At 69.6% G+C, this 17,304-nt stretch carries 7 protein-coding genes; 1 reads left to right on the top strand and 6 read right to left on the bottom strand.

Annotated elements, in window-relative coordinates; genetic code table 11:
• Positions 1 to 135: 135 nt before the first annotated feature.
• Positions 136 to 6,579 (bottom strand): RHS repeat domain-containing protein, encoded by a 6,444-nt coding sequence (locus ABD353_RS14155; RefSeq protein WP_344623916.1) that lies wholly within the window; start codon positions 6,577 to 6,579, stop codon positions 136 to 138.
• 700 nt (positions 6,580 to 7,279) lie between these two features.
• Between ABD353_RS14155 and ABD353_RS14160 the strand changes: the two genes are divergently transcribed.
• Positions 7,280 to 11,488 (top strand): LamG-like jellyroll fold domain-containing protein, encoded by a 4,209-nt coding sequence (locus ABD353_RS14160; RefSeq protein ID WP_344623917.1) that lies wholly within the window; start codon positions 7,280 to 7,282, stop codon positions 11,486 to 11,488.
• A 583-nt stretch (positions 11,489 to 12,071) separates the two neighbouring features.
• Here ABD353_RS14160 and ABD353_RS14165 read toward each other — a convergent pair.
• The 5 genes from ABD353_RS14165 to ABD353_RS14185 all read right to left on the bottom strand — a co-directional run bounded on the left by ABD353_RS14165 (position 12,072) and on the right by ABD353_RS14185 (position 17,272).
• Entirely contained in the window at positions 12,072 to 13,394 is a 1,323-nt protein-coding gene (locus ABD353_RS14165; RefSeq protein ID WP_344623918.1) for a M20/M25/M40 family metallo-hydrolase, read from the bottom strand.
• Between the two features lie 199 nt (positions 13,395 to 13,593).
• Positions 13,594 to 14,427: a M55 family metallopeptidase gene (locus ABD353_RS14170; RefSeq protein WP_344623919.1), complete on the bottom strand. Its 834-nt coding sequence runs from the start codon at positions 14,425 to 14,427 to the stop codon at positions 13,594 to 13,596.
• Complete coding sequence (locus ABD353_RS14175; RefSeq protein WP_344623920.1) at positions 14,415 to 15,389, bottom strand: S66 peptidase family protein; 975 nt, start codon at positions 15,387 to 15,389, stop codon at positions 14,415 to 14,417. Before ABD353_RS14175 ends, ABD353_RS14170 begins: the two co-directional genes overlap by 13 nt.
• Positions 15,390 to 15,396: 7 nt before the next feature.
• Positions 15,397 to 16,353: an ABC transporter permease gene (locus ABD353_RS14180; RefSeq protein ID WP_344623921.1), complete on the bottom strand. Its 957-nt coding sequence runs from the start codon at positions 16,351 to 16,353 to the stop codon at positions 15,397 to 15,399.
• Positions 16,343 to 17,272 (bottom strand): ABC transporter permease, encoded by a 930-nt coding sequence (locus ABD353_RS14185; RefSeq protein ID WP_344623922.1) that lies wholly within the window; start codon positions 17,270 to 17,272, stop codon positions 16,343 to 16,345. Before ABD353_RS14185 ends, ABD353_RS14180 begins: the two co-directional genes overlap by 11 nt.
• Positions 17,273 to 17,304 lie beyond the last annotated feature (32 nt).

The following is a 17,304-nucleotide window of genomic DNA, read 5'->3' on the forward strand; positions in this document are numbered from 1 at the left end:
TCGTGAATTTCATCTGAAGAGCAGCCTCGCCACATGATGGACAATAAACATCGCGCGCCGACTCGACACCTTCATAGAAGGCCTGAAATGTAGATATCCATCTATCCCAATCGGAAGCCATGGCATCACGATACCTCACCCATTTGCAGGATTCAACGGATGCGCATCCCACCACTCCTGATCAAACGCGTAGGCTCGATCCTCAAACGGCTCTCTCTCTGCCTCCGTCATGGGAAACTTCAGCCCGTCGCGCAATTCCTGAAGATGGAACCTTTCATGCGCGAGCGTCCTAGCCAGGGTCTGCTCATTGCGGAACGCGCCACGCCCGAGAACAACTGTTCCGTCCGGCATGGTAAACCCCTGGATACCCGCCACTCTATCCTTTACCACAATCGGCACATCGCCATAATCAAGACCGTACCGCTTAGCCATCTCCCGCGCGGCCTTCTCGGTCATTCGAATACTCGGCCCTGTCCCAACCTTCGAGGCCCTGAAGAGTCCAGATTCCTCCGATGCCATGCCGGCGGCCTCCTGCTCCGCTGCCGACATTTCGCCCACGCCACCGAGGAAGGCATAGGAACCTTCAGTTCCGGCACTTTCTCCCTGCGCGTAATACCACGAGTTTAGGTCAGCCCCGTGCTGCGACGCCCAGTAATCATACGGCGACTGGAGGTCACAGTCATCGGAGCCGAACCAGCACGGGAAATATCCTACGGTAAGACCGTATCCGAGCACCTTACTGACGCCGGAACCGATTCCATAAAAAACGTCAGCAGTCGGATGCTTCGGCCGCCAGGAAGAAATCACTCTGGCGATGTGGTTCTTCGCTACATCCTTATCCCGCTTGGTCTGCTTATCGTGAATCCGGTTGGCATGCTCAAGCTCGCCAGGGTGTCCGCTGCAGTCATGATTGTCGCACCAGATTCCATCGGAATCTGACCGAAGTCCGCTTGGATCGCTCTTTCCGACGGGATTACTTCCCGCATAGTTATATCCGCCCATCTGTTGGGCGTCTGCCGTCTCGAAGAGCGGATCCAGGCTGACGAAGCGGCCCGTGACGGGGTCGTACTGCCGTGCTCCGAGGATGGTCAGGCCGGTGGCCGTGGAGGCCGGGGCGTTGAGGAAGGCACGGTTGTCCGGCCAGGCGGCGGGGGTGCCGCGCGGGGCTCCGTAGGGGGTGGACTGGCGCCAGGTGGGGGTTTGTGCGGTGTTGTCGAGGAGGAGGCCGACGGTGCCGTGCGGGTCCGCGATCTCGAACTTGTAGTTGGTGCTGCCACCGGTACGCACGGCGGTGCCGCCGCCGGGCAGGGGGACGTAGCGGGTGCCGGTCGTTGCGCCGGTGGCCGTGTTGAGGACGATCTGCTGGCCGGGCAGGTAGAGGGTGGTGGTGCCGGGGTCCTTCTGGAGGAGGACGTTGCCGTCGGCGTCGTAGACGTAGCTGCTGTCGCCTGCGGTGCCGCCGGTGATGGCGGTGAGGTGGCCGGCGTCGTCCCAGGTCAGGTTCTGGGTGCCGCCGGCGGCGGTGGTGCGCTTGGTGGTGTTGCCCGCGGTGTCGTACTGCAGGCTCGTACCGCCGGTGGCCGAGGTCAGGGTGTGGGGCTGGTTGGTGCCGTTTCCGTTGTAGGTGTACGTGGTGGTGGTGTCGGCGCCGCCGGTGGTGGAGTGTTCCACCTGGCTGGTGCGGTTGCCGAGGGCGTCGAAGGCCCAGTCCGTCCAGTAGGCGCCGCCGGTGACGGCGTCGCCGACCTGGGAGTGCGCCGCCGTGGTCGGGGTGGCCGCGCACGAGTCGGTGGCGGTCCACGCCTGGGTGAGGCGGTCGAGCTGGTCGTACGTGAAGCACTGCGTCTCGGAGGTCGCACCGAGGCGGGTGGAGACCTGGCGAGTGGTGTTGCCGGCCTGGTCGTAGTCGTAGTGCTGCTTGTCGACCTCGGTGTTGGTGCCGGAGCGGACCACCGTCTGCTCGGTCAGGCGGCTGGTGTGCGGATCGTAGGTGTTGGTGATCAGCGCGAAGTTGCTGTTCAGACCGCCGATCTTCGTCTGACCGACCCGACCGTAGGCGTCGTAGGTGACGCTCTGGCCGTACCCGTAGCTCGTGGTGTTGGTGCTGTTGGGCAGGTCGAAAGCAGTGGCGTAACCGTGGAGCAGTGTCTCGCCGGGAAGTCCCGCCCCGAGGGGGAAGACGTCGGTGTCCAGCAGTCCCGTGTTGGGCGTGTAGGTGTGCTTGAAGACGTAGGACTTGCCGAGGGCGGTGCCTTCGGTGGTGGGGATGGTGATGGTGTCGCCGAGGGAGGCGCCGAACTTGTTGAAGCCTGCGGACTGCGTCTTGTAGGCGGCGCCGGTGGCGCTTCCTCCGACGTAGGAGGCGCTGGTGGTGACGTGGCCCTTGGGGTTGGTCATGCCGACGACGGCGTTGTTGTCGTTGTCGTAGACCCAGGAGGCGATCTGGTTGTTGCCGGACTGGGTCGTGGCCGTGGCGGCGTACGTGCCGGTCTTGCGGTTGAGGGCGTCGTAGGTGTAGCTGACGTTCTTTCCGCGCGAGTCGGTTGTCTGGAGAAGGTTGCCGGCGGCGTCGTACTGCATGGTGCTGGTGCCGGCGTCGGGGTCGATCCTGCTGCTGGCCTGGCCGAGCAGGTTGTAGGCGGTGGTCCAGGTGGAGCCGTTGGCGGTGACGGTGCTCTGCTTGCCGTGGCCGTCGTAGCCGTAGGTGATGGCCTGGCTCTGGCCGCCGGTGACGGTGTAGGTGCCGTTGAACGTGTCGGCGGGCGGGGTGACGGTGGGCCGCACGGTGTAGTCGTCGAGTTCGACGGTCCGGCCGAGCGGGTCGGTGACGGTGGTCTTCACGGTGCCGCCGGCGGGCGGAACGACGGTGGTGCGGTCGCCTCCGCGGACGGTGGTCGTGCTCTCCTGCACCACGGAGTTCTTCAACGCGTCGACCCGCACCGGACGGCCGAGGCCGTCGTAGGTGGTGCGTTCCTGGTTCGGAACCTTCTCGTCCAGGACGTCGTTGGCGAGAACCAGCGTCGGGAGGTTGTCGGGGTCCCAGAACGCCTTGTTGGTCTTGGTGACCCAGCCGTGGCTGTCGAAGTACGACTCGGTGATCAGGCGGCCGCCCTGCGGAGTGGGCGCCTGGGTCTGACGGACCCGGCCGAGTGAGTCGTAGAGCGAGTACGAGGTCACGTAGCCGAGCGAGTCGTTGAGCTTGTCCGTCGTGGTACCGGACAGACTGGTGTTGGAGACGGTGTAGGTGAACTTGAGGTTCGCCGGTGCTGTCGTCGGACGGGACTGGGTCCACACCGCGGTGAGTCGGCCGAGCGCGTCGGACTGGCTAGTCGCGGTGATGTTGTTGACGTCACCGGCGGCAACGGTCAGGCCGCGGGCCGGCGCCAGGGTCGTGGTGGCGGTCTGGCTCTTGGCGTTGGTGACGGTGCTGGCGGTGGTCAGGCCGACCGCGTTCACCGTGTAGGTGGTCGTGGTGGTGTTGCCGTTGCCGTCGGTCGCGGTCAGCGGGCGCCCGTACGTGTCGTAGGTGGTGCGCTTGCTGGTCTGCCAGACGTAGGAGCCGCCGGCACCGGTGTGGTCGGAGGCGGTCTGCACCATCGTGACGTTGCCGACGGTGGGCGGGTTCGGCTGCGGGAAGGTGGTTGCGAACTGCGCGTCGTCGTAGAAGGTCCGGGTAGCGGACTGTACCTGCGCAGGCCGGTTGACGGCGGCGGGCGCGGTCAGCGTGTTGTAGCCGGCCGGTGCCGAGGCGATGCTGCCCTCGGTGAAGCCGCCGCAGGTCACCGACACCGTCTCCTGCGAGGCGACCAGGCCGACGAGGTTCCGGCCGGTGTTGGCAGGAGCGTAGGTGTAGGTGGTGCACCGGTCGTACGCGGCGTTCGCCGGCACGGTGTGGACGTAGCTGGCGTTCAGCAGGCCGAAGCTGGAGCTGTTGGTGTCCGAGACGTAGCTGTTGTTCGACTCCGTGACCCGCCACGTGGTGGGCACGGTGGAAGTGACGGCCTGACGGCTGTAGGTCTCCGCCTCCTTCACCGTCTTCGCCGCGAGGGCGGGCAAGCCGGTGCGATTGCGGGTCGCGGTGCTCGCGGACACCCAGTACGAGGTGATGTCCAGGCTGTCGACCTCGGTGCCGTCACCCTTGTAGGTGGTGCTCTCCAGTTCCCTGCCGGACAGCTCGTCGCTGTCGGCGTGGGTGGCCCCCTGGGAATCCGTCAGTGCGACGGACCGGGTCGAGGTGGGCGAGAGCCAGTCCCCGTCCATGCCCCGGTAGTAGCTGGTCTTCTGCTTGGTCCGGCGGTCGTTGGTACCGTCTCCCACCCAAGTGGTGACGTCGGCGTAGCCGCGGAACTGGCCCCAGGTCCGGTACTTCGCCTGCACGACCTCGTTGTCGTCGTAGTGCCAGGCCGCTCCGCCGCCGTACTCGTAGGAGGTGGCGCGAGCGGGTGCACCGGCGGTCTGGTCCTTCTCCAGGACCTTGGTGACGGCGTACTTCTGGAACCAGTCGACGATGGGATCGGTGTAGAACTCCGGCGTCCATCTGACCGGGAAGCAGGAGTTCGTGTTGGTGGAGGCGTTGGCCGTGGCCACGTAGGAGGCGGTGCAGGGGTTGGGCAGGCCGTACTCGACATCGGTCTTGGCGCCGAGTTCGGTGATGATCGTGGTAAGCCGGTAGCGGTACATGCCCGGGTAGTTGGTGGTGTCCACCCGGTTCTGCATGCTGGTGCCGCCGAAGACCACGGGCGGGAGCGCGATCGAGCCCGATCCGCCGGCGGTGGTGTCGTTGCCCGTGCGGGTGACGGAGGCCAGCCAGAGGGTCGGCGAGGTGCCGTCACCGGTCGGCGGCTCGGTCTGCGCCAGGTCGTAGGTGTCGACCGCCGCGTACTGGGAGGAGGCCGTCGAGTACTGCTTGGTGACGATCTGCTTCAGCCGGACGGTCGAGAAGAACGACGGCGCCTGCGAGGTGCAGGTCGCACCGCTGTTGCAGATCAGGTCGAACGGCACGTCCGGGTACTGCGTGCCCGCGTTCGAGGCCGAGATCGGGTCACAGGTGGTCGCCACGCAGCGCGAGCCGGTGATGAAGTTGACCTGGTCCGGGACGGTGCCGAAGGCGCCGTTGTCGAGGAAGCCGTAGTCGATCCGGGACAGGTAGGAGTCGCGGACGTACTTGGTGTTGCTCTGGCCCTTGTTCTGCCCGTAGTAGTTGGTGTCCTGGGTGTACCAGTAGGACATGGCCTGGCCACGGACGTCCTTGACGTAGTCCAGGTGCCACTTGTAGGCCATGGTGCACACCGAGGCGTTGAACCCGGAGGCGTTGTAGCAGGGGTCGCCGGAGTGCGAGGAGTAGACCGGCACCGAGTCGACCGAATTGGTCACCGGCTTGCCGGAGCTCCAGCCCGGCAGCTGGTTGCGGCCGAAGTAGTACACCGTGCCGGAGCGGTCCGTGACCGTCCAGTAGTCGGTGTTGTAGGTGCCCGTGCCGTTGTTCGAGTTCGTGACGTGGGTGACGACCTCACCGTTGTCGCTCTGCGGCTTCCAGGTGTTCTTGCCCGAGTCCCAGACCAGCGCCGTCGACGAGCCGTTCAGCGACAGGGTCAGGATCGGACCCGCGTAGCACTGGTCACCCGTCTCGGACGGCGAGGCCGTGCCCTCCGGCTTGTCGGCGCAGGAGGTGAAGGTCTGCTCGATGTACGAGTCCGGGGTCGACCAGCCGTCGCCCACCCAGGAGGCCTGGGCCTGGGTGGAGGCGGTCTTGCCGTCCACCGAGGCAGAGTCGTACCCGAGCGAGATCTTGGGGGTCAGGGAGCCGGAGGCGCCCGGCGTCTGGATCGGGTACCCGTAGGTGAAGGATCCGCCGGCGCTGCCACCGGTCCACGAGCCCGACGGCGACAGCGAGCTGGCGGCGTAGTTGCCCGACCGGCCACCGCCCTGGTCGCCGGAACCGGTAGCGGCGAGGACCTGGGCACCGGACGTCGAGGCGGCCTGCAGCGCGACCGCACTGTCGCCGGACCAGACCGCGGGAACGGCGCGGCTGCCTTCCGCGTCGGTGGATGCGTGCACGGTCGACGGCTTCCCGAGCATGACCTCGGCCGACACGCTGGACGCCTTGGCGTCCTGCCGCGTGTCGAGCGGGGTCTGCACCCGGCAGGCCGCGACCTCGGGGGTGGTCAGCGCACAGGCGGGAAGGGTGACCAGGTGGAGCCGGGAGGCGTAGTTGCCGCCGTAGGCCTCGGCGAAGGCCGAGTAGTCGACGCCGACCCGGACCTTGCCCTCACCGGTGGCGGTGGCGGACGGGTCGACGGTGAAGACCACGCCGGAGATGCCGAGGGCGGCGGACTTCTGATGGTCCAGCACCGTCACACCGACGTCGGACGGGCCCTTGTAGGCGCCGTTGCCGGACTTCGTGGCCTGGACCCACACGGGGGTGTTGGCCGCGGTCTGCTTCGTGCCGTCAGCCTTGGCCGTGGGCTCGGCAAGGCGGGCACTGCCCTTCGCGGCCTTCGGCCAGGCGGTCGCGCGCGGCTTGAAGGTGCGATCGGTGTCGCTGGTGTGCTGAGCGACCTTGGGCTTGAGGTTGTGCACGCCCTTGACGGCGACTGCGGAAGGTGCCGACGGCAGAGCGGGCTTGGTGTCCGCGGCTGCTTGTGCAGGCGCGGAGACCAGGGCCGAGACCAACACCGTGGCGGCAAGAGCAGCCGCAGTTCTCAGAGCATTTCGTGACGACGGGAGCATGCCCTTTATTCGTGGTCGACGTGCGTCGACGGGTATGCGCATGGCGCGGGGACACCTCTGTAGGTCTGCTGCCTTCGGGCAGCGCGGAGTGCCGACGTGATCGTTCGTCGGACCGCCCGACTATGGCAAAACCACAGGCCAGCTCGGGAGGGCCACCTGACGCCGCGCTCTAGTTTTGCAAACTTTTTACTGATGACCTTTCCGCCAAAACGGTCATTCACGCCACAAACAGCCCACGGTATGAAGCTGGCTGGGCGGGAAGATCTGCGCAGCACCGCAGCCACCTCCGAGTCCTGGACGAACCAGGACAGCCGAGGTGGGGCAGTGGCCTGTAACGATCGACAAGTTGAGGACCTATCCCATGCCATCACCTGCACTGCCCAGACGCATAGGCGTCTTCGGCCTGGCCGCGGCACTGTGTGCGCTGTCTCTGACAGCGCTCGGCGTTCCCGCCCAGGCCGACACCGGCGCCACGAGACGATCTGCCCTTGGCGGGCCGCTCTCGGCCGAGCAGGCGTCCGCAAAGGCTCGCTCGTCGAAGAAGCCGGTGGTGGCCGATGCCGCCACCACGGCCACCGATCAGCTGACGGCCAACCCCGACGGCAGTTTCACGTTGGATCAGTCCCTCACTCCTGTGCGGCGCTACCAGGGCGGGGCCTGGAAGCCGTTGGACGCCACGCTCGTCAAGCGCGCCGACGGGTCCGTCGGGCCGGCACTGACGGCATCCGACCTCACCCTGTCCGCCGGCGGCACAGGTCCGCTGGCTCAGATGAAGAGCCTCGGCCGCTCGCTGTCCCTGCAGCTTCCAGCCAGCCTCACGAGCAAGCTGCCCGCCCCGGACCTCAACGGCCCCACCGCGACCTACCACCTGCTGGCCGGCATCGACCTGAAGGTCACCGCCGACCTGCAGGGCGGCTTCTCCGAGGTACTCGTCGTCCAGGACGCCAAGGCAGCTGCCAACCCCGCACTGAAGTCCCTCTCGTTCACCACCAGGGCCACCGGGGTCGATCTCGCCGTCGACGCGGCCGGCAACATCACCGGCAAGGACAAGTCCGGCAAGGTGGCCTTCTCCGCCCCCGCACCCGTGCGCGGCGTGTGGGACTCGGCGGTGGACGCCTCGGCACCCACCGTCACCCACCCCACCACCGGTCAGGTACTGGACGCCCGCAGCGGCGAGCCCGCCCGCTCCAGCGCACAAGCGCCCGGCGCGACCGCGCACACCGCCCCGCTCAAGACCTCCTACGGCAACAACGCCATCACCCTCACGCCGGACCCGGGCCTGCTCGCGGGCAAGAACACCGTCTGGCCGCTGTACATCGACCCGACCTACTCCGCCGGCGGCTCCGCCCTCGGCTGGACCTACGTCAGCTCGGCCTTCCCGACGACCAGCTACTGGAAGACCAGCGACAGCACGGGCCTGCGGGTCGGCTACAACAACTGGGACGCGCCCTACTACGTCGGCCGCGCCTTCGCGAAGATGTCGGTGCCGAGCAGCATCCACGGCGCACAGATCAGCCTGTCGACGTTCTACGCCACGGAGACCTGGGCACCGTCCTGCAGCGCCCGTGACGTCGAGCTGTGGCAGATCGACCCGAGCACCCCGGTCTCCTCTTCCACCACCTGGAACAACCAACCCGTCTGGAAAGCCAAGAGCGACACCAAGAACGCCGCCCACGGCTTCAACGACAGCTGCCCTGCGGAATCGGTCGGCTTCAACACGACCGGCCTGATGCAGAACGCGGCCAACGGCAAGGCGAATGACATCACCTTCGGCCTGCGGGCGTCGAACGAGTCCGACGGCTACGGCTGGAAGAAGTTCCAGCCGTCGACGATGACCATGACCACGACGTACAACCACGCGCCGAGCGCGCCGGTGTTGTCGACCTCGCCGTCCACGTCCTGCCCCGCATCGACTCCGACACTCGTCGGCGACGGGGACGTCTACCTGCGGGCAGCGGTCTACGACGCCGAGGGCGGAATCCTCACCGCCAACTTCAAGGTGACCAAGACCTCGACCGGCGCAGTCGTCGGGCAGGGCCCCGTCTCCGCCGGATCAGGATCCGACGCCGTCTACGTCATGAAGAAGGAGGACCTGGAGACTGCGGCCGGCGGCAGGACGACCGGCTCCCCGACGACCTTCTCCTGGAACGTCACGGTCAGCGACGGACCGGCCGGCACCACCAGCGCCACCTGCAGCTTCACCTTTGACCCAACGGCACCCGGCGCACCGACGGTCACCCTGCCCGCCGGCCCGTTCACCGTGGGAACACCTCTCCAGGTCTCCATCACCCCCAATCCGAGCGGCCCCACCCCCGCCAGCTACCTATACCAGCTCAACGAGAGCGCGCCGGTCTCCGTCAACGCCCTGAACGGTGCTGCCACGGTGACCGTCACACCGACCCGCGCCTACAACACCCTCTCGGTAACCGCCGTTGCGGCTTCCGGCAACCCCAGCGGCAACAGTGCCGTCCAGCCGTTTGCGGCCGGCGCGCCGACCACGGCGCTCGAGAACGACCTGACGGGTGACGGCGGCGCCGACCTCGCCCTGGTCGGGAACAAGGCGGCCCTGCCGCCGGGCCTGTGGCTGGCCACCGGAATCGACGCCTCCAACGTGGACGCCAACGCCCACAACGTCGGAGACGCAGGCACCGGCATCAACACCCAGGGGTCCGCGGCGGACTGGAACAGCACCGAGCCGGTCGTCGGCCACTTCTTCGGAGGCGGATCCGGCTTCAACGACATCCTCGCCTACAACCCCAACACCCAGAGCGCCCAGATCCTCAAGGGCAACGGCGACGGCTCCGCCCTGAAGCCGTACTCGGGCGGAACCGTCAGCCTGCCGTCCACGGTCTTCACCGACGCGGACAGCGGAACAACGACCACCCATGTCGCCAGCGGGGGCTGGCTCAAGCGGATCGCCAACGGCGACCCCACCGACAACGGTGCCGGCCCCGACCTGCTCCTCACCTACGGTGGCCACCTGATGGTCGAGGAAGGTGGCGTTGCGGTCGAGAACTACGAACGGGTCGTCGGTGCAACGCTGCTCGCCGAGACCCCCCCGGTCGGGACGGACTGGAGCGATTGGACCATCACCAGCGCCGTCGTCGGTAACAGGCCCGGCATGTTCGCGCGCCACGACACCGGCAGCGGCGAGCTGTACTACTACAGCCCCGATGTGCTGGACTCCCTGATCCAGAGCGGTTCCGCCGCGCCCACGCTGGTTGCCGACAAGGGATGGGGCGCCGACACCTTCACCACCATCCAGGCCGCCGACGTCGATCGTGACGGCATTCCCGATCTGCGCGGCATCAGCCCCACCGGTCAGGCCAGCACCTACGTCTTCAACGGCGCCTCCCTCACCGCCACGCCGTTCACCCAGCAGTTGTCCACCGCCACCCACACCTGGGCCCTGGCCGACGGCGTCGACGGCAAGGTCACGACCGCGGCCGACAACACCGCCACCGGCCGCACCCCCGTGCCCCTCACCGGAGGTGACGGCACCGGAAACACCGCCACCTGGGCCACCAACGACCTCTTCAACCCCGATGTCCACCTCGACGGCACCAAGACCGGCGTCCTGAGCACCACCGCCGGCGTGGTGGACCCCACCAAGAGCTTCACCCTCTCCGTGTGGGCCAAGCCCGACGCCCTCGGCGGCACCGTCCTCTCCCAGGACGGCACCAACACCTCCGGCTTCAAGCTCTACTCCGATGCCGCAACGAAGCAGTGGTCCTTCTGCATGGCCGCCTCCGACGTCGCCTCCCCCACCTGGGACTGCGCGGCCTCCGGCACCACTGCAGCCCAAACGGGCGTGTGGACCCACCTGACCGCGACATACAACGCCGGCACCAAGACGATGACGCTGTACGTCAACGACACCGGCACCAAGACCGCAACGCACAGCCCGACGGTCGGCTTCACCAAGGGCTTCCGGGTCGGCGACTCGCTGAGCGGTACCACCCGGCAGGCCTTCTTCAAGGGTGCCGTCTCCAAGATCCAGACCTGGAGCGGCATTGCTCTGCCCCCCGCCCAGGCGTCGCTGCCGCCTGTCGCGCCAGGCGTGATGCGCTGGTTCCTGTCGGACGATGCCACGCTCAATGTGTCCACGCGTGCGCCGTTCGACTACGGCAACAGCCCGATGGTTCCGCTGGTCGGCAATTGGGACGGCGCCGGTGGCGACAGCCCCGGCGCGTACGACCCCGCCACCTCGACCTTCTACCTTGCCAACACGTTCGCCGGCGACGTGAGCGATGTGAGCCTGCGCTTCGGCAACCAGGGCGACACGCCGGTGGTCGGGCGCTGGGACGGCGGGCGTGCCACCCAGGTCGGTGTCTACCGGCCGAGCAATGCAACCTTCTACCTGCGTCACAACGACGGCACCGTCACCTCCCTCCGCTTCGGCAACGGCGGCAATTGGAAGCCGATCGCCGGCGACTGGACCCACAAGGGCTACGACACTCCCGGCCTGTTCAACCCTGACACCGCCACCTTCTACCTCCTCAACTCCTTCCACGAAGGAGCCGCCGACACCACCATTGTGTTCGGCAACTCCGGCGACCTGCCGATCACTGGCGACTGGAACAACAGCGGAGCCACCCAGATCGGCGTCTACCGACCCACCAACCGCACCTACTACTTCCGCGCCACCGGCGGCACCGTCACCTCCGTCACGTACGGCGACACCGGCATGACCCCCATCACCGGCGACTGGAACAACGACGGCAAAGCCACGCAAGGAGCCGTCGCCTACGGCCACTGACCCGTCCCGCCTCCGTCCACCGAACGGCCGGCCACGGCGGTCGCACCGGCCTCGGGAAGGCCGCCAGCCGGAGGCTGAGTTGTGGTGACCTCCCGGCAGGTCGGGGCAATGCCCCGACCTGCCGGGAACTTCAGAGGAACAGGCGTTTCTTCGACACTGGTGCCTTGCGGTCGGGAGGCGGGCCATACCGGACAGCCCTCTGAACGGACTAGCGGCGACCTCGTCGGGCGGCTGCTTGCCACCGGCGGAGTCCTGGACCGACGCCGCGGTGACGATCACCGTGAGCAGTGGTCGCAGACCGTCTTGCAGGCGGGAAGTTGTATGGCAGGTAGTCCCACGGGAAGCCGGTCCGATTGACGTGGGGGATCGCGTTCACGATCCCGCAGGTCATGGACGCGGACCGCCACGCCGGAACCGGCACGGCGAGCCCCCCAGGCTATGAAGACCGTCTCGATCAGGCCCCGTCGGGCATCGGACACGTCAGTGCAGTAAGGGCACCGAGAAGTCGCGAGCCCTGCAACGGCCCACCGCCGCCCCGGTCACCCGCCCGGGACGACCCACCTGCAACCCAGATCAGACGCCCTCAGTAGCTCTCGAGGAAGCGGTCCAGGACGCGGACGCCGAAGGCCAGGCCGTCGACGGGGACGCGTTCGTCCACGCCGTGGAACATCGTCGGGTAGTCGAGTTCCGGGTCGAGCAGCAGGGGTGCGAAGCCGTAGCAGGTGATGCCCAGGCGGTTGAAGGTCTTGGCGTCGGTGCCGCCGGACATCAGGTACGGCACCGGGTGGCCGGCCGGGTCCTCGGCGCGCACGGCGGCGGCCATGGCGGCGAACGCCGGTCCCGTGTGGTCGGCCGCGACGGCCTCCTCCAGGTTGATGAACTCGCGGGTCACGCCCGGCCCGAGGAGCCGTTCGACGGTCTCCAGGTACTCGTCCCGGGTGCCGGGCAGGAACCGTCCGTCGACCTGGGCGTGCGCACTGCCGGGCACCACGTTCACCTTCTGCCCGGCCTGCAGCACGGTCGGCACCGCCGAGTTCCGCACGGTGTGGGCGAACAGCGCGCCCGCCCGGCCGAGTCGGGCCGCCTCCGCCTCCAGCCGCTCCCGGTCGATCCGGGTCCCGAGGACCCCCTCCAGCTCGGTGATCAGCGCCTCCACCGGTGGGGTGAGGCGGACCGGCCAGGCGTGCGCGGCGAGCCGGGACAGCCCGTGCACCAGGGTGGCGACGGCGTTGTCCGCGCCGGCCCGGGAACCGTGCCCGGCGGTGCCGGTGGCGGTCAGCCGCATCCAGGCGGTGCAGCGCTCCCCGACCGCCACCGGATAGAGCCGCCGCTCCCCCGCCGTCTCGCCCGCGGGCACCGAATACCCGCCGGACTCGCCGATCGCCTCGGTACAGCCCTCGAACCACTCGCGGTGCCGCTCGGCCGCGAAGCGGGCACCGTACTCGCCGGTCGACTCCTCGTCCGCCAGGAAGGCGAGCACCAGGTCCCGGCGCGGCCGCCGCCCGGTGCGGGACCAGTCCCGGACGAGGGCCAGGGTCATCGCCAGGGTGCCCTTCATGTCGACCGCGCCGCGGCCCCACAGGCAGCCGTCGGCGAGTTCGCCGGAGAGCGGGTGGTGCGTCCAGTCCTCGGCGTCGAAGGGCACGGTGTCCAGGTGGCCGTGGACGAGCAGCGGCGGCAGCGTGCGGTCGGTGCCGGCCACCCGGGCGAGGACGTTCGCCCGGCGCGGCGCGGACTCGGTGAGCAGCGGGTCGAGTCCGGCCTCGGAGAGCCGGGCGGCGACGTACTCCGCGGCGGCCCGCTCGCCCGGCCCGCTGCCGTCCCCGGGGTTCACGGTGTCGAGGCGCAGCAGGTCGTGGCAGAGGACGGCCGCGTCGGTGTCGAGTGCCTGCGGGCTGACGGTCACGGGGTCTCCCTCTCGGGCACGGGTGGTTGGTAGGTGGTAGGCCAGGGGCGCGGGGAACTGCGCAATTCGGATGCGGGCCACCGTACGAATCACGGCCTGGCCCGTGCTGTCGTGACACCCGCCCCCGGATCGCCCCCGGATTGCGCAGTTCCCCCCAGCCTTCGGCCGGGAGGTGCCCCCGGCGCCCCTGGGGAGGCCACTATCCGTACTGCTGCTCGGCGGCCGCGCGGGCGACCACGGTGCAGACCTTGAAGGTGCGGGCGGCCCGGGTGGCGCCGGGGGCGGTGTAGCCGACGGTGCACGGGCCGAGGAGTTCGACGGTGGGCACCGCGGCGACCGCCTCGGCCTGGTGGGTGGCGTGGAAGTCGATCTCGAAGCGGTGCGGGCCGGTGACGGGTTCGGGGCGGCCGAGCAGCCGGTGGTCGCGCATGGCGAGCTCGGCCCGGTCGCGGATCAGCGCGGCGCTGACGGACGGCGGCAGGCAGACCGCCGCGTAGCGGCTGACGCACTCCTTGACGGCGGCGGTGCGGGCCTCGGGTGCCCAGGCTGCGGCGGCGGCGCAGGTGAGGTCGTCGCCGGTGACGAGGATGACGGGGACGCCGTGTTCGGCGGCGGTCAGGGCGTTCATCCGGCCTTCGTCGGCGTCCGTGCCGTCGATCCGGAAGCCGGTGAGTCCGGCGCCCAGGTAGGTGTGGGCGAGGACCCCGTTCGCCCCGGCACCGGTGTGGTAGCCGAGGAAGACGACGGCGTCGGCGTCCTGGACGCCCTGCATCATGCCGAGCGGTTTGTGCCGGCCGATCAGCAGCTTCGCCCGCGGGTCGAGTTCCTCCAGCAGGACGTTCCGCTGGGTCTCGTGTGCCTCGTTGACCAGGACTTCTTCGGCGCCGCCGGCGAACAGGCCGGCGATGCAGGCGTTGACGTCGCCGGTGAGCAGCCGGCGCATCCGCTGCCAGGCGGGCGCGCCGGGTTCGACGTCCTCCGGCCAGGTGGTGCCGGTGGCGCCCTCCATGTCGGCGGAGATCAGGACGCGCACGCGGTCTCCTCGGCGGCCGGCCGGCCCGGGGCGGGCCGGGGGGCGAGCGGGGGTTCGAGCAGGGTGAGCACGCCGTCGCCGAGTTCGGCGGCGGTGCCGAGCGGGACGGTGAGCTGGAGCGGGCCGTGTCCGGCGGGCAGGCCGGCCGCGACGGGGATGCCGAGGCCGCCGAGCCGGTCGGCGAGGACGGCGCGGACCTCCTCCTCGGGCCCGCAGTCGGTGAAGTCGCCGAGCACGATGCCGGCGGCGCGGCCGAGCACGCCCGCGCGCACCAGCTGGGTGAGGATGCGGTCCAGCCGGTAGGGCTCCTCGCCGGTCTCCTCCAGCAGCAGCAGGCAGCCGTCCGGCGGCTGGGCGGTGGGGGTGCCGACGGAGGCGGCGAGCAGGCTGGCGTTGCCGCCGGCGAGCCGGCCGCGGGCGGTGCCGGGGACGAGCACGCCGCCGGCGAGCGGCAGTTCGGTGACCCGTTCGGGGTGGAAGAGCACGGTGCGCAGGTGGTCGGCGCTGGCCGGGTTGTCGACCAGGGCGCCGGTGGCGGGCATCGGGGCGTGCAGGGTGCTGGTGCCGAGCCGGACGGCGAAGGCCTCGTGCAGGGCGGTGATGTCGCTGGAGCCGATCAGCAGGGCGGGTTCGGCGGCGGCGTCGATCGCCTTCCAGTCGACCAGGTCGACCATCCGCTGGGTGCCGTAGCCGCCGCGGGCGCAGAGGACGGCGCGGACGGCGGGGTCGGCGCAGGCCTCGGTGAGGTCGGCGGCGCGGTCCTCGTCGCGGCCGGCGAGGTGGCCGAGGTGGCTGTCGCGGACGTGCGGCAGCACCGTCACCTCCAGGCCCCAGGAGGCCAGCAGGGCGGTGCCGCGCTCCAGCAGGGCGGGGTCGGGCGGGCCTGCGGGGGCGGCGACGGCGACCCGGTCGCCGGGTCGCAGGGCCTGCGGCACCGTTCGGGGCCGGTCGTGGGTCGGCATGCGGGCCTCATCTCAGCTTCGGGTCGTACGCGTCCCGGACGGCGTCGCCGAGCAGGATGAAGCTCAGCACGGTCGCCGACAGGAACAGCGCGGGGAAGGCGAGCAGGTGCGGGAAGTCGAGGACGTACGCCTGGGCCGCGTTCAGTTGCAGGCCCCAGGAGACCGCAGGGTACTGCAGACCGACGCCGAGGAAGTCCAACGTGGCCTCGCCGGAGATGACGTTCCCGACGTTCAGCATGGCGACCACCACCACGGGGGTGGCGGCGTTGGGCAGCAGGTGGCGGGTCATCAGCCGCAGCGGTCCGGCGCCGGTGGAGCGGGCGGCCTGCACGTAGTCGGCCTGTTTGAGGCCGATGACCTGGGCGCGCATCACCCGGGTCATGGTCGTCCAGCCGAGGGCGACGAGGACGAGGGTCATCGCGCCGAGGCCGTGGTCGGGGAAGGCGACCAGGACGACGGTGGCGCCGAGGACGAACGGCAGGCCGAAGAAGACGTCGGTGAGACCGGAGAGCAGGGTGTCCACCCAGCCGCCGAAGAAGCCCGCCAGCATGCCGAGGAGCAGCGAGAGCAGCAGTGCCCCGGCGGTCACCGCGAGCCCGATGACCAGCGAGGGGCGGCTGCCGCGGACGACCTGGCCGAGGTAGTCGCAGCCCTGCAGGTCGAAGCCGAACGGGTGGTGGAGGCTGGGGCCGACCCGGGAGTCGGCGAGTTCGCAGCGGCCGCTGTCGTCGGTGAGCAGGGCGACGAACGGCTCGGGGAGGGCGGCCATCAGCGCCATCAGCAGCAGCACGCCGGTGCAGGCGAGGACGAGCGGGCGCCTGCGCAGGTCCCGCCAGGCACCGGCGGAGGGGGACTCGCCGCGGCGAGGGCGCCGCTTCGGCGGCAGCGTGAGGTCCCGGACGGGCGCGGGCGGTGCCGGGGCGGGGGCCGGGGGCGGTGCGGGGGCCTGCGGGCTACCGGTCATGGCGGATCCTCGGGTCGAGCAGGCCGTACAGGACGTCGACGACCAGGTTGGCCAGGCAGTAGACCAGCACCAGGGCGGTGGTGATGCCGACCACGGTCGGTCCCTCGCGCAACTGGATGGCCTGGAAGACCTGTTGGCCGACGCCGGGCAGGTTGAACACGTACTCGGTGACGACGGCGCCGGCCATCAGCGAGCCGAGTTCGATGCCGAGGAAGGTCACCACCGGGATCAGCGAGTTGCGCAGGGTGTGCCGGACGACCACCCGCCGGCGGGACAGGCCCTTGGCGCCGGCGGTGCGCACGTGGTCGGCGCGCAGGTTCTCCAGCAGGGAGGCCCGGGTGAGCCGGGCGACGTAGGCCACGCCGAAGGAGGCGAGGACCAGGCCGGGCAGCAGGTAGGCGGTCGGCCAGCCGTCCTCGGCGCCGGCCACCGGGAACCAGCCGAGCTTGACGCCGAGCAGCAGTTGGGCGAGGTAGCCGACGATGTACACCGGCACGGCGATCACCAGGGTGGTACCGGCGAGCACCGCGTTGTCCGCCCAGCGGCCCTTGCGCAGCGCCGCCCAGACGCCGAGCGCGACGCCGAGGACGGTCTCCAGGAACCAGGCGGTGAGGCCGAGCCGCAGGGTGACCTGCCAGCGGCCGGCCAGGGTGTCGGCGACCGGCTCGCCGGTGAAGGTCCGGCCGAGGTCGCCGGTGAGCAGGCCGCCCAGGTACTTGGCGTACTGGACGACGAGCGGGTCGTCGAGGTGGTAGCGGCGGTGCAGTTCGGCGAGGACGGCGGCCGGCACCGGCCGGTCCCCGGCGAGGCCCTGGATCGGGTCGCCGGGCAGCACGAACACCATGGCGTGGATGAGGAAGGTGGTCGCCAGCAGTACGGGAACGGCGTACAGCAGGCGGCGGGCGATGTATCGGCCCATCGGCGGGCGCCCCCGGTTCGTGTGGTCGCGAC

Source organism: Kitasatospora arboriphila, from assembly GCF_039528095.1.
In the GTDB taxonomy this organism is placed as follows: Bacteria; Actinomycetota; Actinomycetes; order Streptomycetales; family Streptomycetaceae; genus Kitasatospora; species Kitasatospora arboriphila.

Excerpts from the sequence above, each read along its gene's own strand:
- ABD353_RS14175 (WP_344623920.1), bottom strand. The coding sequence starts at position 15,389 with ATGCCGACCCACGACCGGCCCCGAACGGTGCCGCAGGCCCTGCGACCC.
- ABD353_RS14180 (WP_344623921.1), bottom strand. The coding sequence starts at position 16,353 with ATGACCGGTAGCCCGCAGGCCCCCGCACCGCCCCCGGCCCCCGCCCCG.
- ABD353_RS14185 (WP_344623922.1), bottom strand. The coding sequence starts at position 17,272 with ATGGGCCGATACATCGCCCGCCGCCTGCTGTACGCCGTTCCCGTACTG.